Origin of the sequence: Corynebacterium pacaense (genome assembly GCF_900169525.1) — a bacterium.
GTDB lineage: Bacteria > Actinomycetota > Actinomycetes > Mycobacteriales > Mycobacteriaceae > Corynebacterium > Corynebacterium pacaense.
On sequence record NZ_LT821240.1, the window covers coordinates 1,047,716 to 1,070,876 of the forward strand.

At 65.4% G+C, this 23,161-nt stretch carries 24 protein-coding genes; 13 read left to right on the forward strand and 11 right to left on the reverse strand.

The features are described from left to right. Positions 1-34 precede the first annotated feature (34 nt). The 7 genes from B7E02_RS11860 to B7E02_RS11890 all read right to left on the reverse strand — a co-directional run bounded on the left by B7E02_RS11860 (position 35) and on the right by B7E02_RS11890 (position 6,720). Positions 35-958: an RDD family protein gene (locus B7E02_RS11860; RefSeq protein ID WP_080796327.1), complete on the reverse strand. Its 924-nt coding sequence runs from the start codon at positions 956-958 to the stop codon at positions 35-37. A 99-nt stretch (positions 959-1,057) separates the two neighbouring features. Continuing rightward, on the reverse strand, positions 1,058-2,128 hold the full coding sequence (locus B7E02_RS11865; RefSeq protein ID WP_080796925.1) for a YhjD/YihY/BrkB family envelope integrity protein: 1,071 nt from the start codon (positions 2,126-2,128) through the stop codon (positions 1,058-1,060). Positions 2,129-2,261: 133 nt separating this feature from the next. Next, a complete protein-coding gene (gene trpS, locus B7E02_RS11870; RefSeq protein WP_080796329.1) occupies positions 2,262-3,302 on the reverse strand; it encodes a tryptophan--tRNA ligase in 1,041 nt (346 codons plus the stop codon). A 147-nt stretch (positions 3,303-3,449) separates the two neighbouring features. Next, a complete protein-coding gene (locus tag B7E02_RS11875) occupies positions 3,450-3,641 on the reverse strand; it encodes a hypothetical protein (RefSeq protein WP_080796331.1) in 192 nt (63 codons plus the stop codon). A gap of 104 nt (positions 3,642-3,745) precedes the next feature. Further along, entirely contained in the window at positions 3,746-4,405 is a 660-nt protein-coding gene (locus B7E02_RS11880) for a trimeric intracellular cation channel family protein (RefSeq protein WP_080796333.1), read from the reverse strand. Between the two features lie 2 nt (positions 4,406-4,407). Continuing rightward, on the reverse strand, positions 4,408-5,325 hold the full coding sequence (locus tag B7E02_RS11885; RefSeq protein ID WP_080796335.1) for an exodeoxyribonuclease III: 918 nt from the start codon (positions 5,323-5,325) through the stop codon (positions 4,408-4,410). Positions 5,326-5,442: 117 nt separating this feature from the next. Next, the gene (locus B7E02_RS11890; RefSeq protein WP_080796337.1) at positions 5,443-6,720 is read right to left on the reverse strand and encodes an MFS transporter; all 1,278 of its coding nucleotides are present in this window, start codon (positions 6,718-6,720) and stop codon (positions 5,443-5,445) included. A gap of 218 nt (positions 6,721-6,938) precedes the next feature. Between B7E02_RS11890 and B7E02_RS11895 the strand changes: the two genes are divergently transcribed. The 10 genes from B7E02_RS11895 (at position 6,939) to B7E02_RS11940 (ending at position 18,157) form a co-directional block, all read left to right on the forward strand. Then, a complete protein-coding gene (locus tag B7E02_RS11895) occupies positions 6,939-7,985 on the forward strand; it encodes an iron-siderophore ABC transporter substrate-binding protein (RefSeq protein WP_080796338.1) in 1,047 nt (348 codons plus the stop codon). Between the two features lie 105 nt (positions 7,986-8,090). Then, positions 8,091-9,011: a FecCD family ABC transporter permease gene (locus B7E02_RS11900; RefSeq protein WP_425429807.1), complete on the forward strand. Its 921-nt coding sequence runs from the start codon at positions 8,091-8,093 to the stop codon at positions 9,009-9,011. Continuing rightward, positions 9,008-10,036, forward strand: coding sequence for a FecCD family ABC transporter permease (locus B7E02_RS11905; protein ID WP_080796342.1), 1,029 nt, complete (start codon positions 9,008-9,010; stop codon positions 10,034-10,036). The genes B7E02_RS11900 and B7E02_RS11905 overlap by 4 nt, the downstream gene beginning before the upstream one ends. Further along, on the forward strand, positions 10,033-10,842 hold the full coding sequence (locus B7E02_RS11910) for an ABC transporter ATP-binding protein (RefSeq protein WP_080796344.1): 810 nt from the start codon (positions 10,033-10,035) through the stop codon (positions 10,840-10,842). The genes B7E02_RS11905 and B7E02_RS11910 overlap by 4 nt, the downstream gene beginning before the upstream one ends. Before the next feature lie 10 nt (positions 10,843-10,852). Next, the gene (locus tag B7E02_RS11915) at positions 10,853-11,779 is read left to right on the forward strand and encodes a siderophore-interacting protein (RefSeq protein WP_080796346.1); all 927 of its coding nucleotides are present in this window, start codon (positions 10,853-10,855) and stop codon (positions 11,777-11,779) included. Between the two features lie 120 nt (positions 11,780-11,899). After that, positions 11,900-14,116, forward strand: a complete 2,217-nt coding sequence (locus tag B7E02_RS11920; RefSeq protein WP_080796348.1) for an NADP-dependent isocitrate dehydrogenase — start codon at positions 11,900-11,902, stop codon at positions 14,114-14,116. Positions 14,117-14,216: 100 nt separating this feature from the next. Then, positions 14,217-14,912 (forward strand): hypothetical protein, encoded by a 696-nt coding sequence (locus tag B7E02_RS11925; RefSeq protein WP_245802268.1) that lies wholly within the window; start codon positions 14,217-14,219, stop codon positions 14,910-14,912. A 129-nt stretch (positions 14,913-15,041) separates the two neighbouring features. Beyond that, on the forward strand, positions 15,042-16,358 hold the full coding sequence (locus B7E02_RS11930) for an O-acetylhomoserine/O-acetylserine sulfhydrylase (RefSeq protein WP_080796352.1): 1,317 nt from the start codon (positions 15,042-15,044) through the stop codon (positions 16,356-16,358). 92 nt (positions 16,359-16,450) lie between these two features. Then, positions 16,451-17,584, forward strand: a complete 1,134-nt coding sequence (gene metX / locus B7E02_RS11935; RefSeq protein WP_080796354.1) for a homoserine O-acetyltransferase MetX — start codon at positions 16,451-16,453, stop codon at positions 17,582-17,584. 114 nt (positions 17,585-17,698) lie between these two features. Then, positions 17,699-18,157 carry a hypothetical protein gene (locus B7E02_RS11940; RefSeq protein WP_080796356.1) on the forward strand — a complete coding sequence of 153 codons (459 nt, stop codon included), beginning with the start codon at positions 17,699-17,701 and terminating at the stop codon, positions 18,155-18,157. Here B7E02_RS11940 and B7E02_RS11945 read toward each other — a convergent pair. After that, a complete protein-coding gene (locus tag B7E02_RS11945; protein ID WP_080796358.1) occupies positions 18,131-18,481 on the reverse strand; it encodes a DUF3017 domain-containing protein in 351 nt (116 codons plus the stop codon). The genes B7E02_RS11940 and B7E02_RS11945 overlap by 27 nt on opposite strands. Positions 18,482-18,487: 6 nt before the next feature. After that, positions 18,488-19,342 carry a bifunctional methylenetetrahydrofolate dehydrogenase/methenyltetrahydrofolate cyclohydrolase gene (locus tag B7E02_RS11950; protein ID WP_080796926.1) on the reverse strand — a complete coding sequence of 285 codons (855 nt, stop codon included), beginning with the start codon at positions 19,340-19,342 and terminating at the stop codon, positions 18,488-18,490. Positions 19,343-19,376: 34 nt separating this feature from the next. Here B7E02_RS11950 and B7E02_RS11955 point away from each other — a divergent pair, with 34 nt between their 5' ends. Next, positions 19,377-19,850 (forward strand): tRNA (cytidine(34)-2'-O)-methyltransferase, encoded by a 474-nt coding sequence (locus B7E02_RS11955; protein WP_080796359.1) that lies wholly within the window; start codon positions 19,377-19,379, stop codon positions 19,848-19,850. 120 nt (positions 19,851-19,970) lie between these two features. After that, on the forward strand, positions 19,971-20,789 hold the full coding sequence (locus B7E02_RS11960; protein ID WP_425429799.1) for an aldo/keto reductase: 819 nt from the start codon (positions 19,971-19,973) through the stop codon (positions 20,787-20,789). A gap of 7 nt (positions 20,790-20,796) precedes the next feature. Here the strand turns inward: B7E02_RS11960 and B7E02_RS11965 are convergent, their stop codons facing one another. Further along, positions 20,797-21,552, reverse strand: coding sequence for an NAD-dependent deacylase (locus tag B7E02_RS11965; protein ID WP_080796363.1), 756 nt, complete (start codon positions 21,550-21,552; stop codon positions 20,797-20,799). Between the two features lie 135 nt (positions 21,553-21,687). Here B7E02_RS11965 and B7E02_RS11970 point away from each other — a divergent pair, with 135 nt between their 5' ends. Next, positions 21,688-22,497 (forward strand): metal-dependent hydrolase, encoded by an 810-nt coding sequence (locus B7E02_RS11970; protein ID WP_080796365.1) that lies wholly within the window; start codon positions 21,688-21,690, stop codon positions 22,495-22,497. Here B7E02_RS11970 and B7E02_RS14130 read toward each other — a convergent pair. Then, positions 22,485-23,159, reverse strand: a complete 675-nt coding sequence (locus tag B7E02_RS14130) for a metal-dependent transcriptional regulator (RefSeq protein ID WP_143336750.1) — start codon at positions 23,157-23,159, stop codon at positions 22,485-22,487. The genes B7E02_RS11970 and B7E02_RS14130 overlap by 13 nt on opposite strands. Positions 23,160-23,161 lie beyond the last annotated feature (2 nt).

The following is a 23,161-nucleotide window of genomic DNA, read 5'->3' on the forward strand; positions in this document are numbered from 1 at the left end:
TCGCGTGGTCACAACTGGGTACACCCCCGGGATGCTAGTGCTTCTTCACCACCTCGGCATTGGCCATCTTGTCATGGATGCCCCGCATCTGGTTGGAGGGATTGATCGAGGAACCGTAGACCGCGGCCATGATCAGTGTCACCAGTCCACCGAGAGCCGGCACCGCGCCGAGAAACTTCCACCAGTTGCGTTTGAAGGATGCGCCGGCGGAGAGTCGCGAGCCGGTGGTGACATCCCGGACCTCGTAGCCGAACATCTTCTTCGCCGGTGTCGCTCCCATGACCGATTCGAAGCCGACGACGTAGGCGATCATCAGCAGGGTGCCGAGAAGCCAGTCGAGCAGCCCATCGGCACCGAGGATCCCGATGATGATTCCGGAACCCACGGCGGCGATGATCAGATCGACAATCGCCATCTGCAGCCGGGTGCCCGAGGTCGGACGGTCATGAATCGGTGAGGGTGCCGCGAAACCGGAGTGTGTGGTCGGCAGCGTCGAAAAGCCCGGTGAACCGTACATCGAGGCGTTCACATTCCCTGCGAAGGGGGTGGGCGCCGGATCACCGAAGGCGTATCCGTAACCGCCGGGTTGGGGCTCCTGCGAAGTCTCCGGCTGCGGCGTGGCGAAGGGATTGTTGAAGGCGGTCGGCTGAGCTCCTGCGGACTGACCGGTGACCGGCCCCTGAAAGGAATCGAGGCTACCGAAACTACCCAGGTGGCGGATCTGGTCCCAGGTCAATGCGGCACCGGCGTCGATCCGCTCATCATAGATGGCCCGTTTCCCCGGGTCCGCCAGGACCGAGAAGGCCAGCACCGTCTGGGTCCGCCGGGGGTCGGTGTCCGGAACACCCATCTGTTCCAGGCGGAGGTCCCTGGCCGAGAGTACAAGTCCGAGTTCCTCGGAGTCATCACTTCGATCGAGATCGAAAGCGGAATAAAGGGTTGGCAGGTCGTTATTCATAACACCCACCCTATAGCGCGTGTCTGGCCAGCGGAATCGGGGAAAGCCCTGAATCCGGTTGCTCAGGGGCGCACCACGCCCCCCACGGACACCAGACCCCTAGTTCCTGCGCAGGAGGGCCAGTGCACCGGCGGCCGCCGCGCCCACCGCGACTCCGATTCCGACCTTCCGGGCAGCGTCGGTGGGTGCGGAGACCGGGGAGATCTCGGTGCGGACCTGGATCACCGCCGGCTCCGGTGCCGGCACCAGCGCGTTCTTCAAGGATTCCTCGGAGGTGGCCGCCCATGCCGAACAGTAGAGGAGGATCCGCCAGATCAGATAGAGCACAACCATGATGCCGATGATCGGGCCGAAGGCCACTCCCGCAGGGTTGTTCAGCGCGTTGGAGGCGAGCAGGGAGCCGAGTTGCTTGACCACCTCGAAGGCGACCGCACCGAGCAGTGCAGCCTGCACGCCCGGCCTGCGCGGAACCTTGGTCCGCGGCAGATAGACGATCATCCAGAAGAAGACGAAGAAGTTGGCCACCACGCCGATGGCCACCGCGATCACCCAGGTGATGTAGCTGATTCCGGGGACCGCCTCTAGTCCGAGGAATCCGAGAAACGCCGTGGTGGCTCCCGACGCCCCGACTGCGGTGATCCCGAAGGCGAGAATCAGTGCAAGGATGAGGACCACCAGGGCGATGAGATCCTTGATCTTCTTGTTCAGGAAACTGCCGCTGGTCGGATCGACCGCCCACATCCGGGAGACCCCGAAACGCAGATTGTCCATCCACCCCAGGCCCGACCACAGGGCGGTCAGACCACCGACGCCCAGGACGGTGCCGCGCTGGGCGATCGCGGTGTCGATGATCTGGTTGACCGTGGAACCGATATCACCCTCCAGGGCGTTGGTGATCTCATCCTGGATCTGCTGGAGCACCTCGGGATTGCGTGCCAGCATCACACCCGCGATACCGAAGACGAGCATCGCCAGGGGGAACACCGACAGCACGGAGAAGTAGGTGATCCCGGCCGAGAGCTGGTTTCCGCCCTTGGATCCGTACCGCTCGTTCATTCGCATGAGGTGATCGATCCATCTGGATCGCTCGCGGACCTTGTCCACCACACCGAGCTCGTCACGGTTCGAGCGTTCGATGCCGAACTCATCGGGTCTCGTCTTTTCGGCCATGGGATCCACCCTTCGGAAAACGTTGGAAATCACGTGGTCTGTACTTTTGTCACCCTCAAGGATAGGAAATCCGGCAGCGCCCGTGTGGTCGGGGACCTCGGGCGTGGCCGGATTGTGATCTCACGTGGTGCCTTTACCTGCCGCGCGGCGCCAGGAAGCCGACCCTGTCATAGACCTCGGCGAGAACACCGCTGGCGTACTCGTTGGCGCGGTCCGCTCCGATCGCCAGGACCCGCTCGAGTTCGGCGGGGTCGTTCATGTAGGTGTCGTACTTCTCCCTGAGCGGGGTGGTGAAGGCCTCGAGCGCATCCGCGGTATCGGTCTTGAGTGCGCCATAGCCCTTGCCCTCGTACCCCTCGACCAGTGTATCCACCCCGACGCCGGTCAGTGCCGATTGAATGACCAGCAGATTGCTCACACCCGCCTTGTTCTGCGGATCGTAGGCGATCCGCGCCTCATTGTCGGTCACCGCGGATTTGATCCTCTTCGCCGAGACCTTCGGATCGTCGAGGAGGTTGATGATGCCCTTGGGGTTCTCCCCCGACTTCGACATCTTCGCGGTGGGGTTCTGCAGATCGTAGATCTTGGATGCCCCGGTGGGGATGAACCCCTCGGGCACCTCGAAGACCGTACCGAAGCGGGTGTTGAAACGCTCGGCGAGGGTGCGGGTGAGTTCCAGGTGCTGACGCTGATCCTCCCCCACCGGCACCAGCTGTGGGCGGTAGAGCAGGATATCGGCCGCCATGAGCATGGGATAGGTGAACAGTCCTGCGGAGGTGCGGTCGGCGCCACGCTTGGCCGATTTGTCCTTGAACTGGGTCATGCGCGATGCCTCGCCGAAACCGGTGAGGCAGGTCAGCACCCAGGACAGCTCCGCGTGTGCCGGGACGTGGGACTGCACGAAGAGGGTGGAGCGCTCCGGGTCGATTCCCAGCGCCAGCAGCTGGGCCGCTCCCGCGACCGTGCGCTGGCGCAGCTCCGCCGGATCCTGATCGACGGTGATGGCATGCAGATCGGGGATGAAGTAGAAGGCATCATACTCATCCTGCAGATTGATCCACTGCTTGACCGCTCCCAGGTAGTTTCCAAGGTGGTAGGAGTCGGCGGTGGGCTGGATGCCGGAGAGAACTCTCTGGGTGGTGGTGGCTGTCTGCGTGGTGTCCTGCGAGGTCATGCTAAAACAGTCTAGTCATGGACTCCGCACCCACCCGGGCTACGGTAGTCAAAGCGCGATACCGGATGTGCCACCGGGGATGCGAGATGCCCGGCATACGTGAAAAAACCCGCACCGGCGGTGCGGGTTGCAATCGCTGAGCTGCTGCTAGAGCTTGCGGGACGTCGGTGAATGCACGTCCAGAGCCACGGCGATACCCCAGGTGATGATGGCACCGCCCGCCGCCATGATCAGCGCGGCAACCATGGACATGACGGTGTGCCCGATGTCGCTGGAGTACCAGATTCCGCCTGCGAGGATGATGGCGCCGACGATCATCAGCGCGAATGCCTTAACCATGTACGATCCTTAACTTTTCGCTCCCCGAGTCCGGGGAGTCGGCCGTGGTGAAGTTCAGGGTTCCAATCCTACCCTCAGATTCGGCGACTTTGCTAAACCCCGGATCAGCGCCGGAACATCCGCCACAGCCGCTGTCGGGGATCACGTTTGTACTCACGTTCCTGGTAATCGAAAACGGGCAGCGCCCAGCCCCGCCACAGCGACAACAGCCGCGTGCTGAAGGCGATGAGGACCGAGACGATCACCGTGATGTTCTCCGATGCGCCCAGCGACATCATGAGGAAGTAGACGCAGGTGGCCAGGAAGGCCACCGACGCGTAGAGCTCATTCTGGAATACCAGGGGAATCCGGTCGCAGAGCAGGTCGCGCAGCACGCCGCCGAACACACCGGTGAGCACGGAGGCGACGACCGCGATGATGAATCCGTGCCCCATTTCCAGGGCGATCTGGGTGCCGATCACGGCGAAGGCGGAGAGACCGACGGCATCGAGCACCAGGAACAGGGTGCGGAAGTGCTGCATGAGCACGGATATGGAGACCGTCAGAATCGCGGCTCCGATGATCAGCAGGAGAAAGTGCGGCTTCTCCACCCACACCAGCGGATAGTGGCCAAGGAGCACATCGCGCAGTGAGCCTCCACCGATGGCCGTCACACACGCGATCACCGACACTCCGAACAGGTCCATCTTCTGTCTGCCCGCGGCCAGTGCGCCGGTCATCCCCTCGGCGGTGATGCCAATGATCCAGAGAACGGTCAGCAGCATGGCTAGCCGTAGACCACGTTGAGGGGCGAATGATCGGACCACCGCAGATCATAGGCCTGTGCCCTGTCCACCCAGCTTCTGCGCGCCAGGTCCCGCATGGCCGCGGTGGCTGCCTGGTAGTCGATCCGCCAGCCTGCGTCGGTGTCGAAGGCCTTTCCGCGGTAGGTCCACCAGGTGTAGGGGCCGTCACCCTCCGGCTGCAGCCGACGCTGCACGTCGAACCACACGGGATCAACCGCCGCTTCCCGACGCCCCGCCGCCCCGGAGTAGTCGACCGCCCCGAGGAAGTCACCCGCCCCCGCGACCTGCGAGGTCTCATCCGGGAAGGTACCGAAGACCGCGTCCATGAAGGCACGCTCATCGGGGAGGAAACCGGACTTCTTCTGGTTGGTTCTCCAGTTTTTCAGGTCCTCGCGCCGGTGGCAGATGTTCCAGTCCCCGCCGATGACCATGTGGGAGTTGGCGCCGGCTCGCTGGCTGAGGATCTCCTCGAATTCGTCGAGGAAGTGGTACTTCTCATCCTGTTTGGCGGTTCCGGCGGAGCCGGAGGGAAGGTAGAGCGATGCCACGGTGACCGGGGAATCCAGTCCGGTGTCCTCGATGGTCGCCTCGATGTAGCGACCGGAGTCGAGAAAGGAACCGAATCCGATGGACACCCCCGTCATCGGCCGGCGGGAGAGAATTCCCACCCCTGCGCGTCCCTTCGCCGCCGCCGGGGCGCCGACGTAGTGCCAGCCCTGATCGAGTACCGGCTGCAGGGCCTTCTGCGTATCCTGCTCGCTGGCGCGTACCTCCTGGAGGAGGACGACGTCGGATGCCGATTGCTCCAGCCAGGGCAGGAAGCCACGGTTGTCCGCACTGCGTTCCTTGACGGCCGCTCTGATTCCGTTGACGTTGACGGTGGTGATCTGGAAACCCATGCCCCATACAGTAGCGGCTGGGGCGGGCGGCCCCGCAACCGGCGGTTTTCGCCCGACCGCCCGGGGATATCGGCACCGATCCGCGGCGGGTCGGTGCGCAATCACCCCCGGACGCAGTCACCTCCCGGGGCGCGACTGCATCCAGACCATCAGTGTCCAGATGCCGATGGCGGCAACCGCGAGGCCCGCGCCGGCCAGCGCCGGTGCGCTGTAGGAGTAACCATGGGAGATGACCACACCGCCCATCGACGCCCCGACCGCGTTGCCGATGTTGAGTGCGGACTGATTCAGCGAGGCCGCCAATGTCTGCGCGCGTCCCGCGACATCCATGAGCCGGATCTGCAGGGAGGGGATCAGGGTGGAGCCGAAAAATCCGATCAGGCCGAAGTTGAGGGTGCCCGCGATCGCATTGCCCGAGGTGAAATAGAAACTCAACAGTGCCACCACGATGCAGCACAGGGCGACGAGGATGCCCCTGTCCACGTTCCAATCGGCGATCCGGCCTCCGACGATGTTGCCTCCGATCATGCCGAGCCCGTAGGCCATCAGCACGATCCAGATCAGGGATCCTGGCACCCCTGCCTGTTCGGTCATGGTCCAGGAGATGTAGGTGTAGACCGCGAACATGCCGCCGAAACCCACCGCGCCGATGGCCAGGGTCAGCCAGACCTGGGACCTTCTCAGCGCTCCGAGTTCGGTCATGGGCGAGGTCGGTTTCATCTCGGTCATGTGCGGAAAAAGGAACCACAGTGCCACCAGTGTCACCATGCCGATCACGGTGACCAGAATGTAGGCGAAGGCCCACCCGAGGGCGTCGCCGAGTGCCTGGGCCGCCGGCACCCCGATCACGGTAGCCACCGACAGACCCATTCCCACAAAGGCGATCGCCCGGCCGCGCTGCCCCTCCGGTGCCATGGAGGCCGCCGCGAGACTCGCCACGGAGAAGTACGCGCCATGGGGCAGACCGGCGATGAATCTGGCGAGCAGAAGCACCTCGTAGCTGCCACCGGCCACCGACAGCGCGTTGCCCGCGACGAAGGCCGCCATCAGCAGCAGCATCAGTCTGCGTCGTGGCACCCTGCCGGTGAAGGCGGTGATCAGCGGGGCACCAACCACCACGCCGAGAGCGTAGACGGTGATGATCAGTCCCGCGCGCTCCTCGGTGATGGAGAAGTCCCGTGCGATCATGGACAGCAGCCCCATGGAGACGAACTCGGTCACCCCGATGGCGAATCCACCCAGAGCCATGGCGATCATCACCAGGTAGCGGCGGGTTTCCGAGATCTCAGTCTGCCTGGGCAGGGGGCTGCGGTGGATCCGCCTATGGGAAACCCGCCCGTCCCCTGGCTCGGTACGGGTGATCACGGTGACCGGTTTTCTCCCTCTTTTCTGCATGTGGGAACACCCTATCGGAGACCCCCGCCGCGTCCGCAGCCCGCGGGGCGAGTCTGTGGCAGGGTCGCTGCGCGGCCCGCGCATGTGACACGCACCATTCCCCAGCGTTATTAGGTTGTGCTAATCTAAGTCGGCTTCGGCTTGATCCCATCGACCCGTAACGGGTCCGGATGAGCCGCCACATCCTAGTGCCGACCACGAACACGGAAAGAGAAAACATGCGTAGAAACCGCATTTTCGCAGGTCTACTGGCCGCATCGCTGAGCGTATCGCTGGCCGCATGCTCCTCCGACGAGGGAACATCGACATCGGCGAGCACCTCGGGTACCTCCGCGGCGTCCTCCTCCGAGGCCTTCCCCGTCACCATCGAGCACGCATTCGGTTCGACCACCATCGAGTCCGCCCCGCAGCGCGTCGCCACGGTCGCCTGGTCCAACCATGAGGTGCCCCTGGCCCTGGGCATCACGCCGGTGGGCATGGAGAGGGCGACCTGGGGCGATGATGACAATGACGGCGTCCTGCCGTGGGTGCGGGAGAAGCTGGACGAGCTGGGCGGCGAGGAGCCGGTGCTTTTCGACGCCACCGATTCCCTCCCCTTCGAGGAGATCGCGAACACCCGGCCCGATGTCATCCTCGCCGCCTATTCCGGCATGACGCGGGAGGACTATGACCAGCTCTCCCAGATCGCCCCCGTCGTGGCCTACCCCGAACTCGCGTGGGGCACCACCCTTGATCAGACGATCGAAATGAACTCCAGGGCGCTGGGCAAGGAGGCCGAGGGCCAGGCACTGATCGATCAGATCAACTCCGATATCGCCACGGCCATGGACAACCACCCCGCCCTGAGGGGTTCGACCCCGGTGTTCGCCTTCTTCGATGCCAACGACCTCTCCCAGGTCGGCGTGTACACCGCCGTCGACCCCAGGGTCCGTTTCCTCTTGGACTCCGGTTTCAACGAGGCCGAGGTCCTGAAGTCCTCCGGTGGTTCGGAGAGCTTCTATGAGCAGCTCTCTGCGGAGAACCCGGAGCAGTTCGATGATGTGGACTTCATCATCACCTACGGCTCCGATGACGAGGCGACCAACCGCGCGACCCTCGAGGCGCTGCAGGCGGATCCGCTGCTCTCGCGGATCCCCGCGATCGCGGAGGGCAGGATCGTTTTCCTCGGAGATGGCCCGCTCGCCGCGTCCGCCACCCCGTCGCCGCTGTCCATCCCCTGGGGTGTGGAGGACTACTTCGCCAAGCTCGAGGAAGCACTCAAGTAACCCGTCATGGCCACAGTTGTGCCCCCGCGGCCCCGGGCGGGCCGCCGTGTCGGTTTCATTTTCATTCTCTTCTTACTCCTGGGCCTGGCCTGCATCGCCTCGCTGATGTTCGGCGTGAGGTCCATCTCGGTCACCGACGCCTTCCAGTCGCTGCTCGGCGCGACCTCGACCACCGAGCAGGCGGCCGCCGCGAAACGGCTTCCGCGAACCGTGCTCGGGATCGTCATCGGTGCGGCCCTCGCGGTCTCCGGGATGACCATGCAGGCGGTCACCCGCAATCCGCTGGCCGACCCCGGGATCTTCGGTGTTCTCACCGGCGCCTCCCTGGCGGTGGTCATCGGGATCGCCTTCTTCGGTCTGGGTAATCCGGTGGCCACCATGATCGTGGCCGTCATCGGTTCCGCCGCGGCGGCCGTCTTCGTCTACACCGTAGGGTCCCTGGGCCGCGGCGGCGCCACACCCCTGAAGCTGGCGCTGGCGGGGGCTGCCACCTCCGCGGCACTGTCCGCACTGGTCAGCGCCGTTCTTCTGCCCCGCGTGCAGGTGATGGACAGTTTTCGCTTCTGGCAGATCGGGGGAATCGGCGGCGCGGAGTGGGACAGGATGACCATGGCCGCGCCGTTTCTCATCCTCGGCTTCCTGATCTGCTGGCTCAGCGCGGCGGGGATGAACGCCCTGGCCCTGGGCGATGAGGTCGCCACCGGGCTGGGTGTCAATGTTCTGCGCACCCGGTTGGTCTCCTCCGCCGGTGCGGTGCTGCTGTGCGGGGTGGCAACCGCGCTGGCCGGACCCATCGCCTTCGTCGGTCTGATCATTCCCCACCTGTGCCGCCTGATCGTCGGAACCGACCACCGCTGGTTGGTGCCCGCCTCCGCACTCAGCGGTGCGGTGCTCATCCTTCTCGCGGACACCCTCGGTCGGGTGATCACCAGACCGAGCGAGGTCGCAGTGGGGATCATCATGCCACTGATCGGTGCTCCCCTGTTCATCTGGATTGTCCGCAGGCAGAAGGTGAGGGACCTGTGACCGCGACACCTACTCTGCGGGCGGCCCGACGCTCGCGTGCCAACCGCCGTGCGCTTATCACCGGTGCGCTGGCGGTCCTGCTCCTCGCACTGTTCTGCTTCTCGCTGATGTGGGGGGAGGTCGTCTACTCCCCCGCCCAGGTCATCGACGTCCTGACCGGTGAGCAGGTCCCGGGCGCAAGCTACGCGGTGGGGGTGCTCAGGCTTCCGCGCGCGGTGATGGGTCTTATCTCGGGCCTGGCCTTCGGCGCCGCGGGTGTGACCTTCCAGACACTGCTGAGAAACCAGCTGGCCTCCCCTGACATCATCGGAATCTCCGCCGGGGCCTCGGCAGCCGGGGTGATCTCCATCGTCATCTTCGGTCTCGGTCAGACGGCCACCTCCATGGTGGCCATGTGTGCGGCACTGGGCGTCGCAACGCTTATTTATCTGCTCTCCTTCAGGGGCGGTTTCGCGGGAACCCGGCTGATCCTCATCGGTATCGGTGTGGCGGCGATGCTGAATTCGATGGTCACCTACGCGCTGTCGAAGGCCGACACCTGGGATCTGCCCACCGCCATGCGCTGGCTGAGTGGTTCGCTCAACGGCGCGACCTGGGAGCGTGCCCTTCCGCTGATCATCGCCGCGGCGGTGCTGCTGCCGCTGATGCTGCTGCTTTCGCGCAACCTCAATGTGTTGCGGCTCGGCGATGACACGGCCACCTCCCTGGGCATTCCCGTGGGTCTGACACGCATCACCGTGATCATCGCCGCGGTGGCGCTGATCGCCGTGGCCACCGCGGCATGCGGCCCGATCGCCTTCGTGGCCTTCGTCTCCGGTCCGATCGCCGCCCGGATTGTTGGCCCCGGCTCCTCGCTACTGGTCCCCTCGGCCCTGATCGGGGGCATCGTGGTGCTGGCCGCGGATCTTCTGGGACAGTACTTCCTGGGTACCCGCTATCCGGTCGGTGTGGTCACCGGTGCGCTCGGGGCACCCTTCCTGATCTATCTCCTCATTCGAAGCAACCGGGCAGGGAGCTCATTGTGACCATTGACAATCAGTTGAGTGCCCGCGGGATCTCGCTGGGCTACGGCGAGCACCCCGTGATCACCGATCTCAGTCTCGACATCGCCCCCGGCGCGATCACCTCCATCGTCGGACCGAACGGCTGCGGAAAGTCCACACTGCTCCGCGCGCTGGCACGTCTGCTCGTCCCGAGAAGCGGTGAGGTGCTTCTGAACGGCGTCTCGCTCGGTGAGCACCGTTCCAGGCAGCTGGCACGCACGCTCGGCCTGCTGCCGCAGACACCGGTCGCGCCCGAGGGGATCATCGTCGCCGATCTCGTCGGACGCGGGCGCCACCCGCACCAGGGGTTGATGGGGCGCTGGTCCACCCGTGACTATGAGGTCGTGGCCAACGCACTGGAGATCACCAACACCACCGAACTCGCCGAACGGCCCCTCGATGAGCTCTCCGGCGGTCAGCGCCAACGCGTGTGGATCGCCATGGCCCTGGCCCAGGACACCGACATCCTGCTGCTGGACGAGCCGACCACCTACCTCGATATTGCCAACCAGCTGGAGGTCCTGGATCTGCTCACCGACCTCAACCAGCAGCGCGGCACCACCATCGTCATGGTGCTCCACGATCTCGGCCTCGCCGCACGCTACTCCGATTGGCTGGTGGCCATGCACGACGGCCGGATCCACAGTTCCGGAACCCCGGCCGAGGTGGTCACCGAAGCCGCCATGGCGGAGGTCTTCGGCGTGAGATCACAGGTGATCACGGACCCGGTCTCCGGCAGCCCGCTGGTCATGCCGATGGGCCGCCACCATATCCGCACCACACGATGAAGGAGTAAATATGAGCACTGCCCCCTACGGACCGGTCCGCGCCAGGGTGCTCGGCGTTGACAGGCTGAGCCCGAGCTTCATCCGCATCACCTTCGGGGGCCCGGACATGGCGCGGGTGGGCGCCCGCACGGCGGTCTTCGATCAACGCATCAAACTGATCTTCCCCTCCCCCTGCGCCGAGCTGCCCGCGATCGCGGGATCCGGGGACTGGTACAACGACTGGCTGGCCCTTCCCGAGGGTTCCCGCGGTGCCATGCGCACCTACTCCATCCGCTTCTTGGAAATGGATGACCACAGTACCGAGTTGACCGTGGACTTCGTCCTCCACATGGAGCCGGGCCTGAGCGGACCGGCGGCGAACTGGGCCGCCGCGGCAGGGGTGGGTGATGAGATCCTGATCGTCGCCCCGCTGCGCGGCGCGGAGTCCGCCGGTGGCATCGAGTTCGACCGCGGTAGTGCGGAGTCGATCGTGCTCGCCGGCGATGAGACCGCGGCCCCGGCGATCGCGCGGATCCTGGAGGATCTGCACGGCGAGACGGTATCCGGCGCCGCCTTCATTGAGGTGCCCACCGCCGCGGACATACTCGACATCGACGCCCCCGCCGGTGTCGATGTCCGCTGGTTGCCGCGCTCGGGTGCGGCCCACGGGGAGGCACTCACCCCCGCGGTACTCTCTCATCTGGGCACCCGGCTTGACGACGCCCCGGTCCCCGCTGCGGACACCGCAGACGGGCTGCTGTGGGAGACACCGCACTTTTCCGGTGCCGGTGAATCAATCGTCCCGGACACCACCCTTTCCGGGGCCTATTACTGGATCGCCGGGGAAAGCGGTGTGGTTACCCGGCTGCGCCGCGCGCTGGTCCGGGACCACGGTCTGCACCGCTCCCAGGTCGCTTTCATGGGCTATTGGAAACTCGGCGTGGCCATGCGCGGCTGAACACCGTGACCCACCCCTCATGGAAACGGGGTTAGTACATGGCTGCCATGGGTACCGGCGCCACCACGGCGCGGTATTCTTGGTATCTGAACAAAAGAGCCCACATACACAAGGAGACTCATGTCAAAGATTATCTGGACCCGCACCGACGAAGCGCCGCTGCTCGCCACCTACTCGCTGAAGCCGGTCGTCGAGGCATTTGCCGCCACTGCGGGTATCGAGGTCGAGACCCGCGACATATCCCTCGCAGGCCGCATCCTCGCCCAGTTCCCCGACCTGCTGAAGGAGGACCAGAAGGTCTCCGACGCCCTCGCCGAACTCGGTGAGCTCGCGAAGACCCCGGAAGCCAACATCATCAAGCTTCCCAACATCTCCGCATCGGTACCGCAGCTCAAGGCAGCCATCAAGGAACTGCAGGACCACGGCTACGATCTCCCCGAGTACCCCGACACCCTCTCCACCGATGAGGACAGGGACATCCGCGCGCGCTATGACGCCGTCAAGGGCTCCGCCGTCAACCCGGTCCTTCGCGAGGGCAACTCCGATCGCCGCGCACCGCGGGCGGTGAAGAACTTCGCCCGGAAGTTCCCCCACCGCATGGGCGCATGGTCCGCGGATTCCAAGACCAATGTGGCAACCATGGATTCCGATGACTTCCGCCACAACGAGAAGTCCGTGATCATGCGTGACGCCGACACCGTGAGCATCCGGCACATCGCCGCCGATGGCACCGAAACCGTGCTCAAGGAATCCCTCCCGCTGCTCAGGGGCGAGGTGCTCGACGGCACCGTGCTCTCCGCCCGCGCACTCGACGCCTTCCTGCTCAAGCAGGTCAAGCGCGCCAAGGATGAGGGCATCCTCTTCTCCGCCCACCTGAAGGCCACCATGATGAAGGTGTCCGACCCGATCATCTTCGGCCATGTCGTCCGCGCCTACTTCGCCGACGTCTACGCCACCTACGGCGATGAACTGCTGGCGGCCGGACTCAACGGCGAGAACGGCTTGGCCGCGATCTACTCCGGTCTGGAGAAGCTGGACAATGGTGCGGAGATCAGGGCGGCCTTTGAGGAGACGATCGAGGGCGGACCCGATCTGGCCATGGTCAACTCCGCCAAGGGCATCACCAACCTGCACGTTCCCTCCGATGTGATCGTCGACGCCTCCATGCCCGCGATGATCCGCACCTCCGGACACATGTGGAACAAGCACGATCAGGAGCAGGACACCCTTGCGGTCATCCCGGATTCCTCCTACGCGGGCGTGTACCAGGTGGTCATCGATGACTGCCGCGTCCACGGCGCCTTCGATCCCACGACGATGGGCACCGTTCCCAACGTCGGCCTGATGGCACAGAAGGCCGAGGAGTACGGCTCCCACGACAAGACCTTCCTCATCGAATCCGACGGCCGTGTCGTGGTCCTGGCCTCCAACGGCGATGTCCTGATCGAGCATGAGGTGGAAAAGGGCGACATCTGGCGCGCCTGCCAGACCAAGGACGCCCCGATCCAGGACTGGGTCAAGCTCGCTGTCACCCGCGCCCGCCTGTCGGGAATGCCCGCGGTGTTCTGGCTCGATCCCGAGCGCGCCCACGACCGCAACCTGATTTCACTGGTGAAGAAGTACCTGGGGGACCACGACACCGAGGGTCTGGACATTCAGATCCTCTCCCCCGTAGAGGCCACCCAGCTCTCGGTCGATCGTCTCCGCCGCGGTGAGGACACCATCTCCGTGACCGGCAACGTGCTGCGCGACTACAACACCGACCTGTTCCCCATCCTGGAACTGGGCACCTCCGCGAAGATGCTCTCCGTGGTCCCGCTGATGGCCGGGGGCGGACTCTTTGAAACCGGTGCCGGTGGTTCCGCGCCCAAGCACGTCCAGCAGCTGCAGGAGGAGAACCACCTGCGCTGGGATTCCCTCGGTGAGTTCCTCGCCCTGGCCGAGTCCTTCCGCCATGAGCTTAACAACCACGGCAACGCCAAGGCCGGTGTGCTGGCAGACACCCTCGACACCGCCACGGAGAAGCTGCTCAACGAGGGAAAGTCACCCTCGCGCAAGGTCGGCGAGATTGACAACCGCGGATCCCACTTCTGGCTGGCCACCTACTGGGCCGATGAGCTCGCCGCCCAGACCGCGGATCCGGAGCTGGCCGCCACCTTCGCGCCCATCGCAAAGGCGCTCAATGCCGGTGCCAAGGAGATCGATTCCGCACTGATCGCCGTACAGGGACCGGCCGTGGATCTCGGTGGCTACTACCAGCCCTCCGACGACAGGACCACCGCGGTGATGCGCCCGGTGGAGGAGTTCAACGAGATCATCGATTCCCTTAAGCGCTAGCACCCCTCGCAACAGGCGCCCCGCAACCATCCGGATGCGGGGCGCTCTCGCGTGGGTGGATAATGGGGGAATGCGTTGTCACCGTCTTCTTCCCGCCCTCATGACCCTGCTTATCCTGGGATCCCCGATCCCCGCCTCCGCAAGGACGATCACGGCCGATGTGGACAACCGGACATGCGTCGTGGCCGATGCCCGGACCTCCCCGGTGGTGGAGTTCTGGGATGATCTCGAAGGCGATGTGCGCAACCGGCGCCTCGATGAACTCGACGCGCAGGATCCGGGGATAAGGGCCGATATCGAGTCCTATATCGCAACAGGCAGCCCCGGCCCCTCCCAGCTGCAGGAGCGGCTGGACTCACTGGGATCCGGCGAGGGACTGGCGATGCTGGTCCCGGAGGTGACCGATCCGGATGCGGCCGCGCAGTACAAGACCGAGTACAGCTACGACGAGGCACGCTCGACCGTCGACGCCATCACCGATGATCCCGCGGCCGGTGTCCTCGAGCAGCTCCGGCAGGCCGGAGGAACGAGGATCGCCGAGATCCGCACGGACACCTTCGCGCAGCGTTCGGAGGAGTTCAACGCCATCCAGCTGGGGCTGCGTGATGATTTCCAGGAGTGCATCGATGAGATCGACCGCGCCCGCCCCATCCCGGTCCAATACCTGATCCTGGGCGGCGCCGGTATCCTCGCGGTCGCCGCGCTGGTCATCCGCGCCTGGTCGAATTCACGCAGGTCGAACCGGCACTCGGGCCGTGATCACCGGGAGTCCCCCACGGCTAACCCCGGCGATTGACCCCGGACCGTAAACAAACAGAGCGGTACCCTTGAACTAGACCAAGCTGTTCAGTAGTGTTGTCGGGAGTGCGCCCGGCACACCCTAATCCCCGGGCGCGGACACCATGACAAACCTGAGGATGGAACCATGACCAAGAAGTACGACAATTCCAATGCCGCGGACTGGGGATTCAGCACCCGATCCATCCATGCCGGCCAGCCTGTCGATTCGGACACCGGGGCCCGAAACCTGCCCATCTACCTCACCACCGCCTATGTCTTCGATTCGGCGGAGCACGCCAAGCAGCGTTTCGCCCTCGAGGATTCGGGCCCCGTCTACTCCCGCCTGACCAATCCCACCGTCGAGGCGGTGGAAAACCGCATCAACTCCCTGGAGGGTGGCAGCCACACCGTGCTCTTCGCCTCCGGGCAGGCAGCCACCACCGCGGCCATCCTCAACCTCGCCCGTGCGGGTTCCCACGTGGTCACCTCCGCACGCCTCTACGGTGGCACCGAGACCCTCTTCCAGGTCACCCTGGCCCGGCTCGGCATCGAATTCACCTTTGTCGAGCAGCCGGACGATCCCGAGGCATGGCAGGCCGCGGTGAGGGACAACACCGTGGCATTCTTCGGCGAGACCTTCGCCAACCCGCTCGCCGATGTCCTGGACATCCCCACCATCTCCGAGATCGCACACCGCGACTCCGTCCCGCTGATTGTGGACAACACCGTGGCCACCGCCGCCATCGCCCGCCCCATCGAACTCGGCGCGGACATCGTGGTCAATTCACTGACCAAGTTCTACACCGGGAACGGTTCCGGCCTGGGCGGAGCGCTCACCGACGGCGGCCACTTCGACTGGACCGTTGAGCGCAACGGCGCCCCGGTCTTCCCCGACTTCACCTCCCCCGACCCCGCCTACCACGGCCTGAAGTACGCCGATCTCGGAGCGCCCGCCTTCGGACTGAAGGCCAGGGTAGGACTGCTGCGCGATACCGGCGCCGCCCCCTCCCCCTTCAACGCCTGGGTCACCGCGCAGGGCCTGGACACCCTCTCCCTGCGCATCGAGCGGCACAATGAGAATGCGATCAGGGTCGCCGAGTTCCTCAGGGACAATCCCAAGGTGACCAAGGTCAACTTCGCCGGTTTCCCGGAGTCACCCTGGTACGCCACCAAGGAGAAGCTGGGATTGAAGTACACCGGTTCGGTGCTCTCCTTCGAGATCGACGGCGGCAAGGACCGCGCCTGGGCGTTCATCGACGCCCTGAAGCTGCACTCCAACCTCGCCAACATCGGTGACGTCCGTTCGCTCGTGGTCCACCCCGCCACGACCACGCATTCCCAGTCCGATGAGCACGGACTGACCCGCGCCGGAGTCACGCAGTCCACCATCCGTCTGTCGGTGGGAATCGAGAACATCGAGGACATCATCGCCGACCTCGAAAGGGGTTTCGCCGCGATCTGACACACGTCCCGATGATCCGGTCATTGGACTAGACCGAGCTGTCCAGTTAAACTGACCGGAGCTCCCACCCACACAGAAGGCGGTCACCCCCGATGCCACAACTTGCGCCCGAAGCCCAGCTGAACCTTCAGCCGATCGGCGATGTCCGAACCGAGGCGGGGGCCCTGATACCGGAGGTGACCATCGCCTACCACCGGTGGGGAGAGTACACCGAGGACGCCCGCGGGCGCAGCAACGTGATCCTGGTCGAGCACGCGCTGACCGGCGACTCCGATGCGGCGCAGTGGTGGGGTGACCTGATCGGGTCGGGTCGGGCCCTGGACACCGACCACTACTGCGTGGTCTGCACAAATGTCATCGGTGGCTGCAGTGGAAGCACCGGGCCCTCAAGCAGGCATCCCGACGGTGGTTTCTGGGGCAACCGCTTCCCTGCCATCTCCATCCGTGACCAGGTCAACGTCGAGAAGCAGTTCCTTGACAGCCTCGGCATCACCTCGGTGGCCGCCGTGCTCGGCGGTTCCATGGGCGGGGCGCGTTCACTTGAGTGGACGGCGCTGCACCCCGATGTCGTCGACGCCGCCGCGGTGCTCGCGGTCTCGGCGCGAGCCAGCGCCTGGCAGATAGGCATCCAGTCCGCGCAGATCAAGGCCATTGAAAACGATCACCACTGGCATGAGGGCAACTACTACGAATCCGGCTGCAATCCCGCCACGGGCCTGGGCGCCGCCCGCCGGATCGCGCATCTGACCTACCGCGGCGAGCAGGAGATCGACGAGCGCTTCGGCACCTCGGCGCAGCGCGGGGAGAACCCCTTCGGCGCGCACCGCAGTCCGACCCAGCGGTTCGCGGTGGAATCCTACCTGGACTACCAGGCGGAGAAGCTGACCAGCCGCTTCGACGCCGGCTCCTATGTCATTCTCACCGACGCCCTCAACCGCCATGATGTCGGACGCGGCCGCGGTGGCCTGAACAAGGCCCTCGAGGCCATCAAGGTGCCCACCCTGGTCGCCGGCGTGGACACCGACATCCTCTACCCCTACCACCAGCAGGAGCACCTCTCCCGAAACCTGGGCAACCTGCTGGCGATGGCGAAGATCGTCTCCCCGGTCGGCCACGACGCCTTCCTCACCGAGACCCGCCAGATGGACCGCATCCTGCGCAACTTCTTCAGCCTGCTCAATACCGGGGACGCCAGCCCCTATGACTCCATAGAGTTCTACATCTAGGGTCCGGAACCTCAGGTCCGGGGTTTCAAAGATGTGGAAATCCCCTACGTCCTCGCCCTTTCTTCACAGGAAACTCCCGGCTCCATTTCAATGCGGGGGCTTAGATTGAGGGACATGAACCAGCACCTCCGTGTTTTTGCCGGACTGGCATTCGCCGCCGTGGCGGGTGGACTCTCCGGCTGCTCCACGGGACCGACGACGCAGACGGAAAACGTCGCGGCATCCATGACCTCGGTGAAATCGACCGGGACCCCGAGCATCTCCGCCAGCAACGCGGCCGTGGGGCGCTTCTTCCTCGGCCTGCTCTCCGAGGAGCAGCGCCTAAGAATCACCACCACGGGAATCACCGTGACGGACCTCAACCTCGCGCAGCAGACGGCTGTCAATGAAATGCTCAACGAGGTTCCCACCAACGAGCACATCGACGCTGACTGCCGTCTGCGCATCATCGGTGAACCCGCGGCCAACGCCGCATGGGGCATGGAGGTCGACCGTGGTGGTCAGGGATGGATCGCCACCTTCTCCCCCGATGGCAGCATCAGCGTTTCAGCTGCCCAGGGAGTCAACGGATAGCGCCAGGAACATCATCGCGGCCCCGAGGACTCCGGTGAAGGCCGCATCGAAGCGGCGCGAACGGACCGCAAGCAGTCCCGTGATCCGGGAATCGCAGAGAAGGCGCAGCACAGAGAGGAAGATCATCGCCGCGCCGAGTGTGAAAGTGGCCCGGCGCCAGTGCTCGGTGACCAGGAAGCCGGCCGCCACGATGATGCCGAGGACAAAGAGGAGCACACCGGCCCGCTGCACCCCCCGCGGCAGCCGCGAGGGTGCCAGACGGGCGTCGTGGGGGTTGTCGAGCATCGCTCGTGTGGCCGGGACCACCTGACCGGGAGTTTTCATCTGCGGCTACGCACCCGCGAGCTTTTCCGCACGCTCGACGACGTTGCGCACGAGGAAGGCTCGGGTGAGCGGACCGACGCCCCCGGGATTGGGGGACACCGCACCGGCGACCTCCCAGACATCGGGGTGCACATCACCGGCTAATTTGCCATCGAGACGGGAGACCCCGACATCGAGCACGGCGGCACCGGGCTTGACCATGTCGGCGGTGAGCATGTGCGCCTTTCCCGCGGCGGCGATGATCACATCGGCACGCCGGGTCTCCGCGGCGAGATCGCGGGTACCGGTGTGGCAGAGGGTGACGGTGGAGTTTTCCGAGCGCCGGGTGAGCATGAGTCCGATCGGGCGCCCGACGGTGACCCCCCGACCGATGACCACCACCTTCGCACCGTCGAGTTCAACCCCGAAACGGCGGAGCAGGTGGATCGAGCCGTTGGGCGTGCAGGGCAGCGGGGCGGGCTCATTGAGCACCAGTTTGCCAAGGTTCACCGGGTGCAGACCATCGGCATCCTTCGCCGGATCGATGCGTTCGAGAACCGCGTTCTCATCCAGGTGCCGGGGCAGCGGGAGCTGGACGATGTATCCGGTGCAGGCTTCATCGGCGTTGAGTTCGTCGATGACCGCGAAGAGCTCGTCCTGGCTGATATCCGCGGGCAGGTCGCGGCGGATGGAGTTGACCCCGATCTGCTCGCAGTCACGGTGCTTCATCTTCACATAGGAATAGCTCGCCGGATCATCGCCGACGAGCACGGTGGCCAGACCGGGGACGATCCCCTGATCCCTCAGCGCGGCAACGCGGGTGGCGAGATCGGTGAAAATCTCATCACGGTACAGGTTTCCGTCAAGTTTGATAGCAGTCACCTCCGCCATTATTCCACGCTCTAGACTCTTTCCCATGTCAACGCCTCCCCTGCACGTGGTTTTCGATAATCCCGTCATCCCACCGAACACCGGGAACGCCATCCGAATGTGCGCCGGCACCGGCGCCCACCTGCACCTGGTCGAACCCCTCGGCTTCGACCTGAGCGAGAAGCACCTGCGCCGCGCCGGCCTGGACTATCACGATCTGGCGGAGGTCAGCGTCCACGCCACCATCGACGACTGCTTCTCGACGCTTCCCTCCCGCATCTTCGCGTTCACCACACAGGCCACAACCTGGTACGCGGACACCGCCTTCGAGGAGGGCGACGCCCTCCTCTTCGGCACCGAGCCCACCGGTCTGCCCGCCGGCCATCTCCGGCATCGAAGGATCACCCGGGAGCTGCGCATCCCCATGCTGCCGGGGCGCCGCTCGATGAACCTGTCCAACTCCGCGGCCGTGGCCACCTATGAGGCCTGGCGGCAGCTGGGTTTCCCCGGAGGCGTGTAAACGCCGGACGCAGACCCGGATTGAATCCGGAGGTGAAAAAACCGGTGACGCGGGAAGGCCACCGGTGGTACCTTCGGGAACCTCACCGACCACAATCGATTCATAAGGAAGTGGCACATCTTGGGCACCTCAATCACACTCAACGACGGCACCTCGATCCCGCAGCTCGGGTTCGGGGTCTTCCAGATTCCGGACGAGGACACCACCGCGGCGGTGTCCACCGCACTGGAGGCGGGATACCGCAGCATCGACACCGCCGCCATCTACGGCAATGAGGGCGGCGTCGGTCGTGCGATCGCGGAGTCGGGGCTCCCCCGCGGTGAACTCCATGTCACCACCAAGCTGTGGATCTCCGATCTGGACAACGCAGGTGCGGCGCTGCGCACCAGCCTGGACAAGCTCGGACTCGAGCAGGTGGATCTTTATCTCATCCACTGGCCCGCACCGGCGGACACCGACGCCTACCTCCGCGCATGGCGTTCCCTGGTGGAACTCCGCGAGGAGGGCCTGACCAGGTCCATCGGCGTGTCCAACTTCCAGCCGGAACATCTCGAGCGCATCATCGACGACACCGGGGTCACACCCGCCGTCAACCAGGTTGAACTCCATCCGAGATTCCAGAACCTCGAGGTGGCCGCGGCGAACCGGAAGCACGGGATCGCCACCGAGGCATGGAGCCCGCTGGCACAGGGTGATGTACTCGGCGATGAAACCATCACCCGCGCCGCCGCGGAGCACGGGGTGACACCTGCCCAGATCGTCCTGCGCTGGCACCTGCAGGAGGGCAGGATCATCATTCCGAAGTCGGTCACCCCCTCCCGGATCGCGGAGAACATCGACATCTTCGGCTTCGAGCTGGCCGCGGAGGAGATCGCCGCCATCGACGCCCTCAACCGCGATGAGCGCCGCGGCCCGAATCCCAACGAGTTCTCCGGATAGCGGAGGCTCACACCCCCAGGCCGACGACCAGTGCCGGCAGCGCACCCGCGGCGGTGGCCCGCCAGGAGAAGCTCGCCAAGCGGCTCAGCTGCGTCCGGGCAGGGCTGATCTCCAGGATCGGGGTGCCCGCTGCGTGGGCGATCTCCGGAAGCGAGGCCGCCGGCTGGACCACCCCGGAGGTCCCGATGATGAGCACCAGATCGGCCTCCCCCATGCCGTCCTCGGCCATCTCCCATTCCCGCTGCGGGAGATTCTCGCCGAACCACACCACCCCGGGCCTGACCGGGTTCTCGCACAGTGGGCAAGCCGGTGGGGCGAACCCCGGCACCGGCTCCGCAGGGTAGTTGCCGTCATCGCGCCACGGCTTCGAGCAGATGGTGCAGCGGTAGTCGAAGAGACTTCCGTGGAGGTGGGTGACATCCACCGAACCGGCCCGTTCGTGGAGATCATCGATGTTCTGGGTCGTGATGTGGAGGTCGGCGCGATCGGCCCAGTGCGCCAGCGCCCTGTGACCGGCGTTGGGTTCGGCCCGCGCGGCGATCCCGGCGCGCCAGCGGTACCACGCCCACATAGGTTCCGGATCCCGGGCCCAGGCCGAGATGCTCGCCATCGCCCGGGGATCGACGGTGGACCACACCCCGGTTCGCTCATCGCGGTAGGTCTCCAGTCCGGATTCCGCGCTCATGCCCGCCCCGGTGAACACTTCGATGCGCCGGGCGCCTCGTACCAGTGCCAGAGCTGAATTCAGGTCCTCGGTGTCCATACCGCCTACGCTAGATGATCCGGGCTGGATGGCGCGGAGCGGAATTCTGAACCCCGGCTCCGAATTAGTACAATAGTTCGACGATGTGCGATAGTTGAGGCTGCCTCGAATCTACTTTAAGGATGTGCCGGACCTATGGTGATGGGACCCACCCATGCGATGAGCGGCGCGGCGGTCGGGCTGGCCGTGGCGCAGATACTCCCTGGTCAGTGGGGCGGGGTGGACACCGCGGGCGGGGTCATCATCTACGCCGGCCTCACTGCGGGTGCCGCGCTGCTCCCCGATCTGGATTCCCCCCAGGCGACGGTGTCGCGTTCCTTCGGCCCGCTCACCGGTGCGATCTCACGCTTCACCGAGAACACAACGCAGGCGATCGTCAACGCCACCAGGGGGCGCAGGGATCCGCGCTGCAACAACGGACACCGCACCTTCACCCACACCCTGTGGAGCGCACTGGCCGCCGGGGCTGGCGCCACCGCACTGATCGGCGCCTATGGAAGGCCGGCGGCGATCGGACTGCTGTTCTTCCTCCTCGGCCTCGGCATCCGCGGTCTCCTGCCGGAATGGTCCGGGTCCACGGACTGGATCATCGTCACCGCCGTCGCCGCGGCCCTGGCCTGCGGCGCCTGGTATCTGGTCCCCGCCGGCTCCTTCGAAGCGGTGCTGGGCTCGGCGGTCACGGTGGGGTGCCTGACCCATCTGCTCGGTGACATGGCCACCAGGGCCGGAATCCCGCTATTCGCCCCCCTGGTGCCGATCGGTGGACGCCGCTGGTGGAAGGTGAAGCTGCCCGGCGGCCTCGGCATCCGCGCCAATGGCCCCGCGGACAAGGTGCTGCTGCTGCTTTTCACCCTCGCCGTCATCGCCCAGCTCGGGCTCGTGTTCGCGGATGGCCCGCAGATGATCCTCCCGGAGGTATTCTCCGGTGCCACTCACCGCACCTGAACGGTGATCTGGACCAGCTGGGTCTCCGCAAGGGGGAAGACGGCGCCGGTGTCCTCGATCAGGACGGTGACCATCCCGGCGAGGGGTTTGTCGGTGATGGTGATCCGGGAACCGGGTGTGACGCCGTGGCCCGCGAGGTAACGCAGCAGCTCGGGGTCGGTGTCGTGCACGCGGGAGATGGACACGCTCACCCCCGGTTCGACGCTGGCCAGGGTGGTGTTGCCCAGATCCTCGATCACCCCCTCCTCGGTGGGGATCGGATCCCCGTGGGGGTCGCGGTCGGGGTGCCCGAGGTGGGCGTCGATACGCGCGATCAGCCGGTCCGAGGCGGCGTGCTCGAGCAGGTCCGCATCCTCGTGCACCTCATCCCAGGTGTAGCCGAGGACATCGTGGAGGAAGGTCTCCAGCAGCCGGTGTCTGCGCACCATCTCCAGGGCCAGCGCGCGACCGGTCGGTGTCAGGGTCACCCCGGCGTAGCGTTCGTGGTGGACCAGGTCACGGGAGGCCAGGCGCTTGATGGCCTCGGAGGCGGTGGGGGTCTTTTGCCCCAGGATCTCCGCGATCTCACCGAGCGTCGCCGCCCTCCCGGCGGAACGATCGGTGATGTCCCAGATCGTCTTCAGATAGTCCTGGGACTTGTCGGGAAGATCTGAAATGTGCATGG

Bases quoted from the DNA above. Each gene is read 5' to 3' on its own strand.
- B7E02_RS11860 (WP_080796327.1), bottom strand. From the start codon at position 958: ATGAATAACGACCTGCCAACCCTTTATTCCGCTTTCGATCTCGATCGA.
- B7E02_RS11865 (WP_080796925.1), bottom strand. From the start codon at position 2,128: ATGGCCGAAAAGACGAGACCCGATGAGTTCGGCATCGAACGCTCGAAC.
- trpS (WP_080796329.1), bottom strand. From the start codon at position 3,302: ATGACCTCGCAGGACACCACGCAGACAGCCACCACCACCCAGAGAGTT.
- B7E02_RS11875 (WP_080796331.1), bottom strand. From the start codon at position 3,641: ATGGTTAAGGCATTCGCGCTGATGATCGTCGGCGCCATCATCCTCGCA.
- B7E02_RS11880 (WP_080796333.1), bottom strand. From the start codon at position 4,405: ATGCTGCTGACCGTTCTCTGGATCATTGGCATCACCGCCGAGGGGATG.
- B7E02_RS11885 (WP_080796335.1), bottom strand. From the start codon at position 5,325: ATGGGTTTCCAGATCACCACCGTCAACGTCAACGGAATCAGAGCGGCC.
- B7E02_RS11890 (WP_080796337.1), bottom strand. From the start codon at position 6,720: ATGCAGAAAAGAGGGAGAAAACCGGTCACCGTGATCACCCGTACCGAG.
- B7E02_RS11895 (WP_080796338.1), top strand. From the start codon at position 6,939: ATGCGTAGAAACCGCATTTTCGCAGGTCTACTGGCCGCATCGCTGAGC.
- B7E02_RS11900 (WP_425429807.1), top strand. From the start codon at position 8,091: ATGTTCGGCGTGAGGTCCATCTCGGTCACCGACGCCTTCCAGTCGCTG.
- B7E02_RS11915 (WP_080796346.1), top strand. From the start codon at position 10,853: ATGAGCACTGCCCCCTACGGACCGGTCCGCGCCAGGGTGCTCGGCGTT.
- B7E02_RS11920 (WP_080796348.1), top strand. From the start codon at position 11,900: ATGTCAAAGATTATCTGGACCCGCACCGACGAAGCGCCGCTGCTCGCC.
- B7E02_RS11925 (WP_245802268.1), top strand. From the start codon at position 14,217: ATGACCCTGCTTATCCTGGGATCCCCGATCCCCGCCTCCGCAAGGACG.
- B7E02_RS11930 (WP_080796352.1), top strand. From the start codon at position 15,042: ATGACCAAGAAGTACGACAATTCCAATGCCGCGGACTGGGGATTCAGC.
- metX (WP_080796354.1), top strand. From the start codon at position 16,451: ATGCCACAACTTGCGCCCGAAGCCCAGCTGAACCTTCAGCCGATCGGC.
- B7E02_RS11940 (WP_080796356.1), top strand. From the start codon at position 17,699: ATGAACCAGCACCTCCGTGTTTTTGCCGGACTGGCATTCGCCGCCGTG.
- B7E02_RS11945 (WP_080796358.1), bottom strand. From the start codon at position 18,481: ATGAAAACTCCCGGTCAGGTGGTCCCGGCCACACGAGCGATGCTCGAC.
- B7E02_RS11955 (WP_080796359.1), top strand. From the start codon at position 19,377: ATGTCAACGCCTCCCCTGCACGTGGTTTTCGATAATCCCGTCATCCCA.
- B7E02_RS11965 (WP_080796363.1), bottom strand. From the start codon at position 21,552: ATGGACACCGAGGACCTGAATTCAGCTCTGGCACTGGTACGAGGCGCC.
- B7E02_RS11970 (WP_080796365.1), top strand. From the start codon at position 21,688: ATGGTGATGGGACCCACCCATGCGATGAGCGGCGCGGCGGTCGGGCTG.
- B7E02_RS14130 (WP_143336750.1), bottom strand. From the start codon at position 23,159: ATGCACATTTCAGATCTTCCCGACAAGTCCCAGGACTATCTGAAGACG.